The sequence below is a fragment of the Microbacterium sp. HMWF026 genome (assembly GCF_003061325.1).
Classification (GTDB): domain Bacteria; phylum Actinomycetota; class Actinomycetes; order Actinomycetales; family Microbacteriaceae; genus Microbacterium; species Microbacterium testaceum_E.
In genome coordinates this window covers 1-1,590 of sequence record NZ_QAJB01000222.1, presented here as the reverse complement: position 1 = coordinate 1,590, position 1,590 = coordinate 1, and the positions used below count along the sequence as shown (strand labels likewise).

General features: G+C 71.6%; 1 protein-coding gene and 2 pseudogenes. All 3 read left to right on the top strand.

Annotated elements, in window-relative coordinates:
* Positions 1-221, top strand: a pseudogene (locus DBR36_RS18315) (threonine synthase); the annotation flags it as partial.
* Positions 218-1,150 (top strand): homoserine kinase, encoded by a 933-nt coding sequence (thrB, locus tag DBR36_RS09125; protein ID WP_108318720.1) that lies wholly within the window; start codon positions 218-220, stop codon positions 1,148-1,150. The pseudogene DBR36_RS18315 and the gene thrB, both read left to right, overlap by 4 nt.
* Positions 1,151-1,302: 152 nt before the next feature.
* Positions 1,303-1,590: pseudogene (locus DBR36_RS09120) on the top strand (transcription termination factor Rho); the annotation flags it as partial.

Below are 1,590 nucleotides of genomic sequence, written 5' to 3'. Positions count from 1 at the left end.
AGCCCGCCTCGGCCATCAGCGTCGCGGGGCTGCTCGACCGCGCCGAGGCGGGTCTCATCCCCGCCGGCGCCAAGGTCGTGCTCACGGTCACCGGCCACGGACTCAAGGACCCCCAGTGGGCCCTGCGCAAGTCCGACGGAACGACCGTCGAGCCCACCGTCGTGGACGCGACCACCTCCGAGGTCGCCTCGGTGCTCGACCTGCAGCCGGTGACCGCGTGAGCGCAGGCCCCGGACGCCGGGTCGCGGTCCGCGTTCCCGCAACCAGCGCGAACCTCGGCCCCGGCTTCGACACCCTGGGCCTGGCCCTCAGCGTCTACGACGAGCTCGTCGTCGAGCAGCTCGACGGCGACCGCCTCGAGATCGAGGTCGAGGGCGAGGGGACGGCCGACGTCCCCCGCGACGCCTCGCACCTCGTGGTGCGCGCGATGGCGCACACCTACGCGTCGGTCGGTCGCACGCTCCCGGGCGTGCGGCTCACCGCGCGCAACGTCATCCCGCACGGACGCGGCATGGGCTCGTCGGGTGCTGCGGTGGTGGCGGGCATCCTCGCCGCCAAGGGACTGCTGGACGGAGAAGCGTCGTTCACCGACGTCGATCTGCTGCGCCTGGCCACCGAGATGGAGGGTCACCCCGACAACGTCGCGCCCGGCCTCTTCGGCGGCCTGACGATCGCCTGGATGGATGCCGCCGGCCCCCAGCACAAGCAGCTGATCGTGCACCGTGGTGTGTCGCCGCTCGTGCTCGTGCCCGAGTTCACGATGTCGACCGCCGTCGCGCGCAGCCTGCAGCCCCTTCAGGTGCCGCGAGAGGACGCCGTCTTCAACGTCTCGCGCTCGGCGCTGCTGATCGCCGCGATGACGCAGAGCCCCGAGCTGCTCATGGCGGCGACCGAAGACAAGCTGCACCAGAACTATCGCGCCCAGGCCATGCCCGAGACCGACAAGCTCGTGCGGGCGCTGCGCGCCGAGGGATATGCGGCGGTCGTCTCGGGTGCCGGACCCAGCGTGCTGGTCCTGGCGGACGGGCCGGGGCAGCGCCTCGCGGCGGCTGATCTTACGGCATCCGTCGTCGACACCCCGTGGCAGGCGCTCATGCTCGCCGTCGACGTCAAGGGTGGTACAGTGAAAAACGCAGAGGGTTCCGCGTAAAGTCGCGAATCTGAGCCTCTGCACCACCTGCGAAATCCGCAACACATCGCGAACCCGGTCTCGGCTGCAGTCTTCCGAACCGCTGGTGTCCTTCGTCTGCCTTTCTGCACGGCGAAGCGCGATCTGACCACGTTTCATTCTGAGGAGCACTCGTGGAGTCCATCTCCGAGACCCAGCCCGTCGACGCGCCCGAGGGCGCCGAGATCACCACGGACGAGCAGCCCACCGCTGCCGCCGAGGGCACCGACACCGCGCAGACCGACTCGGTCGACGCCGCCGTGACCGAGGGCGCCGACGCCCCCGAGGGCGAGCAGGCCGCCGCCGAGGCGCAGCCCGAGCCCCTGTTCACCGACGACGCGCTCGCGACCGAGGCGCTGGACGCCGAGGCCTCCACCGCCGAGGCCGCGCCCGCCGAAGCCCCGACTGCGGACGCGGAGCCG